Raw genomic sequence first — 5,448 nt, forward strand, 5'->3', positions numbered from 1 at the left:
GCTTTTAACGCCGTAGTGGCGAAAAAGAGTCATAGTCCTATGGATTGTGTTTAAAATGAGCACACTCGTCGTTGTAACCCTCATCAATAGTCCCACTATTGATTTCGGCTTACGCCTAGATTGTGCTCATTTTAAACGACAACTCAAAATATAAACAAAGATCAACAGACCCTAGATTCTTTCTTATTTTCCGGCATACGACAAGGAGCGGCAACAATGAAAAAAATAACCACAACCCTATGGGCAGCACTAAGTGCGGTTTTGATCAGTACTGGCGCTGTTGCAGCGGAGCTGAAACAGGTTGCGATTACCGCAATTGTTGAGCATCCGGCGTTGGATGCGGTGCGCGAAGGGGCATTGGCGGAATTGAAAAAAGCCGGTTATGAAGAGGGCAAAAATTTAAAAGTCGATTTTCAAAGCGCGCAGGGTAACACCGCAACTGCGGCACAAATCGCACGTAAATTTGTCGGCGATAAGCCAGATGTCATTTTGGCAATCGGCACACCGAGTGCGCAATCAGTAGTGGCGGCAACGCGTAATATTCCGGTGGTTTTCTCTGCGATTTCTGACCCGGTGGCGGCTAAATTGGTGAAAGATTGGGGGGCTTCCGGCACCAATGTCACCGGTGCTTCGGACACACTGCCGATTCAACCGCAAATTGATTTGATCAAACAGTTGATCCCAAATTTGAAAAAAGTAGGTTATGTCTATAGCACCGGTGAAGTGAATTCGGTGGTGGTATTAAAGCAATTACAAGAAGCCGGGAAAGTGAATGGCTTTGAGGTGGTTGAAGCGCCGGCACCTCGCACTACCGACATCGGTATTGCCGCGCGCAGCTTGAAAGGTAAAGTCGATGTGATTTATACCTCGACTGATAATAATGTGGTTTCAGCTTATGAGGCTCTGTACAAAGCGGCGTTGGATTCCGGCATTCCGTTGGTCGCCTCCGACACCAGCACTGTCGCACGTGGTGCGATTGCGGCACTGTCAAATAACTATTACATTTTGGGTGAAGAAACCGGCAAAATGATCGTGGATATTTTAAATGGCAAGAAAGCTGGCGATATTCCGGTCAAAACCATGGATAAGCTAGATCTCTATCTAAATCTGAAATCCGCAAAAGCGTTTGGGATTACGGTGCCGCAAACACTGGTGGAATCAGCGAAAGAAGTGGTTGGCCAATAATCGGTGCTTTTTTAGACGGTTGTGAGTTTTAATTTCATCAGAACAAGCCGAATACTGTAGCGCTGTGATAGTATAGCGCTACAGTTTTTTACTCTTTTATTGATTATTTAAAGAACAATTACTATGACTTCGGTACTTTTTTTAGGTGCGCTCGAAATTGGGTTGATTTACGCTTTGGTGGCGTTGGGCGTCTTGATTTCATTTCGTATTTTAGACTTTCCGGATTTAACCGCCGACGGCAGTTTTCCATTAGGCGGTGCAGTGTGTGCGGTTTGCATTGTCAACGGTGTTGATCCATGGATCGCAACTTTTGCCGCCGCAATTGCGGGGGGATTAGCGGGTTTGGTGACCGCATGGTTGCATGTATCATTAAAAATTTTACAGCTGCTTGCCAGTATCTTAGTGATGATTGCGCTGTATTCGGTTAATTTGCGCGTGATGGGCTCGCCAAATCTATCCTTGTTGGGCGAACCCACCATTTATGAACCTTTTATTAATGCGGATGCCAGCAATCAGTTGTATATCCAGCCTTTGTTTGTATTGGGATTTGTGATTGTGGCTAAAGTGTTGCTTGACTGGTTTTTCAACACCGAAGTGGGTTTGGCGGTGCGTGCCACCGGGGCTAATTTGCGGATGGCAAAAGCACAGGGCATTGCAACCGGAAAAATGATTTTCTTGGGCATGGCATTGTCTAATGCCTTGATTGCGCTGGGTGGATCGCTATATGTACAAACACAGGGCGGCGCAGATATGTCGATTGGGGTCGGCACCATTGTGATCGGACTGGCTGCAGTGATTATCGGCGAAACCTTGATCCCCTCGAAGCGTATTTTAGTGATCACGCTGGCGGTGATTGTCGGCTCGATTCTGTATCGTTTCTTTATTGCGGTGGCACTGAGCAGTGATACTTTGCGAGAAATCGGCTTTGGGGCACAAGATTTGAACCTAGTCACCGCAATTTTGGTGGTGCTGGTTTTAATTGCACCACAGCTTAAAAGTAAAATGAAACAGCAATTTTCAAGCAAGAAGTCGTAACGCATATGATGAAATTAGATGATTTAAGAATAACCTTCAATCGCGGAACGCCGATTGAAAACCCAGTGCTGCGCGGACTGTCGTTGGATATTTCCGAAGGCGAATTTGTCACGGTAATCGGCAGTAACGGTGCGGGAAAATCCACATTGCTGAATGCAATTTGTGGTGATTATTTAGTGGATTCAGGCAGGGTGTATCTCAACGGGAAAGATGTCACCCGCAAAGGCACTTGGCAGCGTGCCGCGTCGGTTGCTCGGGTGTTTCAAGATCCGATGCTCGGCACTTGCGAGGGGTTGACCATCGAAGAAAACATGGCATTGGCGTATAACCGTGGGCGCAAACGCGGTTTGGCATTTTTCAGCAATAAAACGGCGCGTGAGTTGTTTCGGGAAAAGCTTGCCATGTTGAAATTGGGGTTGGAAGATCGTTTAACCGATCGTATGGGGTTGCTTTCCGGTGGACAGCGGCAGGCAGTCAGCCTGTTGATGGCGTCATTGCAGCCGTCGAATATTTTGCTGCTGGACGAACACACTGCGGCGCTGGATCCAAAAACAGCGGCGTTTGTGATGGAACTGACGGATCGAATCGTTAAAGAGAATAATCTGACGGTGATGATGGTTACTCACTCAATGCGCCAAGCGTTGGATCATGGCGAACGTACTGTGATGTTGCACCAAGGTCAAGTAGTGTTGGACGTGAAAGGTGCCGTGCGCGACAAAATGGATGTGCCGGATCTGCTAAAAATGTTCGAGAAAACCCGTGGCGAAGAGTTGAGTGATGACAGTCTGTTGTTGGGCTAGTGTTGTGGGCTAGCCAGTTTTTGTTTAAATAACCGCACTTTGACTTTTTCCGCTTTATTTAACGGTAGCTGGTCAAAGTGCGGTTTTGCTTTCGGTAATTTAATTAATCGCCCAACCGCCAGCATAGAAGCCAACCAGAATAATCGCAATAATCACCGTGCCGATATTCAGTTTTTTGATTTCGCCGGATACCAAGCGTCCGATCACCAAAGAGGCGAAGCCCAACATAATCCCCGTCACAATATTTGCGGTCAGCACAATAAATACTGCACAAATCAAGCCACTCATGGCACCGATGAAGTCATCAAAATCCAGTTTGCTGACATTGCTCAGCATTAATAATCCGACATACATCAAGGCTGGTGCGGTGGCATAACTGGGCACCAAGAAGGCCAGCGGCTGTAAAAACAGCATAAACAGAAATAGTACACCGACCACAATCGCCGTGATACCGGTTTTGCCTCCGGCAGCCGTGCCGGCAGCGGATTCAATATAGACTGCAGCCGGTGCTGTACCGAACAGACCGGACATGATGCTGCTAACGGAGTCTGAGGTTAATGCTTTGCCGCCATTGACGATTTGCCCGTCTTTGTCCAACAAATTCGCTTGCCCGGCAACCGCACGAATCGTGCCTGTTGCATCAAAAATAGCAGTCATCACGAGGGCAAACACTACCGGCAGAATAGCAGGTTGCAGCGCACCCATAATATCCAAACCGAATGCTAACGAGTTGTCGCCGAAACTGGGCACTTTTAACACTTCACCGCTGAATTTCACGTTCGGATCTGCAATCAAGCCAACTAAGGTAATTGCCACAATCACCAGCAAAATGCCGCCTTTGACCCGTAGGCGTTCTAAGCCAAGAATAAAGGCTAACCCCAATAATGACATGATCACTGAAAAAGAGCTGAAATCGCCCATTTTCACCGGTAAACCGGCGTTGTTGGCGACCACTAAGCCGACATTATTGGCTGCAATCAGTAATAAGAACAACCCGATACCGATGCCGGCACCGTGCGCGATGCTGCTTGGCAGATTACGTAAAATCCAAGTGCGGATTCCGGTCACGGAAATTAAGGTGAACACCACCCCCATTAAAAAGACGGCACCCAGGGCAACCGGAATACTGACTTGCTGTCCGATAACCAAGCTGTAAGCCGTAAAGGCGGTTAATGAGATCGCACAGCCGATTGCCATTGGCGCATTCGCCCAGAAACCGATTAAAATCGATCCCAATCCGGCAACCAGACAGGTGGCGATAAACACTGACTCTGGCGGAAAACCGGCATCGCCCAGCATGCCGGGCACTACAATCACGGAGTAAACCATAGCTAAAAATGTGGTGAGTCCGGCAATAATTTCCTGACGGAGATTGCTGCCGCGTGCGCTAAGGGCAAAGCGTTTTTCCAGCAGTGGGGTTTGCTGCGAAGATGAAGTGGTCATGGACATCGTTCCTTATGTTAAGTCGTTCCTAGGGTAAAAAGAAAATAAAAAAGAAAGGTAGCTTCATTATTGCCATGAAGATATGCCTTAACAAAATAAAGCGTGGGTATTTTACCTGAGCGAAAGTACTCAGTGCAACTTTTCAGCAGAACTGTGGTATTTGTGTTGCGGGTCATTTGTCGAGCGCGGAGAATCCGATAACAATCGCTTCGCGCTATCGGCTGAAAAATGCTAAGATCCGCAATAAGATGATAGACAAGGAACAAAAAGAGGTGCCAATGTCACGGCTTGCAATTCAAGCACGGCTAAACGAAATCGAAGCGTATTTTCAGGCGCTGTCGATACACAAGAATATGCCACTGCACCGAAAATTGGATCCGCGGCTTTTTTCACCAGACAATGAAACGCTGGCGCAATGTTTAGCGCAGGCGCTGACCACTTTGCAGATTGTGCAACAGGCTTGTGAGACCGAGCAAGACCAAGCGCTGACGGCATTCTATGCTGAAAAGCTAACAGCGCAATACCATGTCTTGCAGGAGCTGACCAGCGACAACCGCACTTTTTATCAGACAAAGGCATCTGGTAAAGAGGCTGAGCGTAATCAGCAAGCACACGAGGTACATCGTTTGCCACCACCACAACGTTTAGCAAAATATTATGAATTTTTGACCCGTTTTAATGATTTGATTGCTGAACAATACACGCAACTGCTCGCTTGTGAAATAAGCGAAAAAAGTGCGCGACAGCAGAAAATTGCTACGCTAGAACAGCGAAAGCAACGCTGCCAAGCGGCGATCGATCATTTAGAAGAGTATTTGGCTTTTGTCGAAGCACGGCAGAAGAAAAGTGCGGTTTTTTAACGATATTATGTAGCGTTAACAAACCCTAGACCGTAATAAAAATGCCTTGCTCCATTCGTGATTTAAGGTATTTTGCGTAGGCTGGTTATTGAATAGTCGTGAAGAGGATAGGGTCTGTTGATCTT

General features: G+C 47.2%; 6 protein-coding genes. 4 read left to right on the forward strand and 2 right to left on the reverse strand.

Annotation, left to right across the window (positions count from 1 at the left end):
• Window positions 1-216: 216 nt before the first annotated feature.
• From FHQ30_RS11280 to FHQ30_RS11290, 3 genes are all read left to right on the forward strand, one after another.
• Window positions 217-1,185, forward strand: a complete 969-nt coding sequence (locus FHQ30_RS11280) for an ABC transporter substrate-binding protein (protein WP_139611188.1) — start codon at window positions 217-219, stop codon at window positions 1,183-1,185.
• A gap of 123 nt (window positions 1,186-1,308) precedes the next feature.
• Window positions 1,309-2,220: an ABC transporter permease gene (locus FHQ30_RS11285; protein WP_139611189.1), complete on the forward strand. Its 912-nt coding sequence runs from the start codon at window positions 1,309-1,311 to the stop codon at window positions 2,218-2,220.
• Window positions 2,221-2,225: 5 nt separating this feature from the next.
• A complete protein-coding gene (locus tag FHQ30_RS11290) occupies window positions 2,226-3,020 on the forward strand; it encodes an ABC transporter ATP-binding protein (protein ID WP_139611190.1) in 795 nt (264 codons plus the stop codon).
• Here the strand turns inward: FHQ30_RS11290 and FHQ30_RS13490 are convergent.
• Window positions 3,017-3,145: a hypothetical protein gene (locus FHQ30_RS13490; RefSeq protein WP_500692263.1), complete on the reverse strand. Its 129-nt coding sequence runs from the start codon at window positions 3,143-3,145 to the stop codon at window positions 3,017-3,019. The two genes, FHQ30_RS11290 and FHQ30_RS13490, sit on opposite strands and share 4 nt — an antisense overlap.
• Window positions 3,120-4,463, reverse strand: a complete 1,344-nt coding sequence (locus tag FHQ30_RS11295; RefSeq protein ID WP_132966042.1) for an NCS2 family permease — start codon at window positions 4,461-4,463, stop codon at window positions 3,120-3,122. The genes FHQ30_RS13490 and FHQ30_RS11295 overlap by 26 nt, the downstream gene beginning before the upstream one ends.
• Before the next feature lie 278 nt (window positions 4,464-4,741).
• On the opposite strand from FHQ30_RS11295, the gene priC reads away from it, so the two are divergent.
• Entirely contained in the window at window positions 4,742-5,323 is a 582-nt protein-coding gene (gene priC / locus FHQ30_RS11300) for a primosomal replication protein PriC (protein WP_176552627.1), read from the forward strand.
• The last annotated feature ends 125 nt before the right edge of the window (window positions 5,324-5,448 follow it).

Origin of the sequence: Testudinibacter sp. 'clade 2' (assembly GCF_006227735.1) — a bacterium.
Lineage (GTDB): Bacteria > Pseudomonadota > Gammaproteobacteria > Enterobacterales > Pasteurellaceae > Chelonobacter.

Excerpts from the sequence above, each read along its gene's own strand:
- FHQ30_RS11295 (WP_132966042.1), bottom strand. The coding sequence starts at position 4,463 with ATGACCACTTCATCTTCGCAGCAAACCCCACTGCTGGAAAAACGCTTT.
- FHQ30_RS11280 (WP_139611188.1), top strand. The coding sequence starts at position 217 with ATGAAAAAAATAACCACAACCCTATGGGCAGCACTAAGTGCGGTTTTG.
- priC (WP_176552627.1), top strand. The coding sequence starts at position 4,742 with ATGTCACGGCTTGCAATTCAAGCACGGCTAAACGAAATCGAAGCGTAT.
- FHQ30_RS11290 (WP_139611190.1), top strand. The coding sequence starts at position 2,226 with ATGATGAAATTAGATGATTTAAGAATAACCTTCAATCGCGGAACGCCG.
- FHQ30_RS13490 (WP_500692263.1), bottom strand. The coding sequence starts at position 3,145 with ATGCTGGCGGTTGGGCGATTAATTAAATTACCGAAAGCAAAACCGCAC.
- FHQ30_RS11285 (WP_139611189.1), top strand. The coding sequence starts at position 1,309 with ATGACTTCGGTACTTTTTTTAGGTGCGCTCGAAATTGGGTTGATTTAC.